We start from the raw sequence: 642 nt of genomic DNA on the forward strand, positions 1-642 counted from the left end.
TTTCCTTCTTCTTTTGCTTTAAGGTCTGCCACTTCAGTTTCAAGTTGATTCTTCTGTGCTTCAAATTCCCTTTTCTTCTGTGCTTCCTTCTCAAGCAAATCATTGAATTTGTTTTCTATTGAATTCAGACTTGCCTCCAGACTTTGTTTTTCTGCTGAATAACTTACTGTTGCCATTACCAATAAAGCTGACAGCAAAAGTATTTTCTTTCTCATAAATGTCCTCCTATAATTTTCTAATTATATAAAAATACTTTCTACTTTAATTTTTAGTATGATATTTATTATATATGTCTTTGTTTTTTATTTGTCGCTATATTATAACATATTTTAAAACTATTGCATCTACTTCTTTATAGTATTTAATATATTTTATATAAAAAAAATTTTTTTATTATATTTTCTATATATTCATTACTTTGTTTTTTATCTGAATATTTATTCAAATAAAAAGTTATTTTATATTTTTAAGTTTCTCATGAAATAAATACAAAATAAATAAAATAAAAACACCGTCAAAGTAATATTGACGGTGTTTCTATCTTCTTTTCCAATTTCTGAATTAAAGGTTATATTTTAAACAAAAACTTTTTCCTTCAGATAAAAAGTTATTAGTAAATAACTCTGAATCCTAATCCTCCTC

The 642-nt window shown here is 23.8% G+C and carries 1 pseudogene; it reads right to left on the minus strand.

Annotated elements, in window-relative coordinates:
* A pseudogene (locus HMPREF1984_RS02915) lies at nt 1-215 on the minus strand (hypothetical protein); the annotation flags it as partial.
* Between the last annotated feature and the right edge of the window lie 427 nt (nt 216-642).

The organism is Leptotrichia sp. oral taxon 215 str. W9775, assembly GCF_000469505.1.
Taxonomy (GTDB): Bacteria; Fusobacteriota; Fusobacteriia; order Fusobacteriales; family Leptotrichiaceae; genus Leptotrichia_A.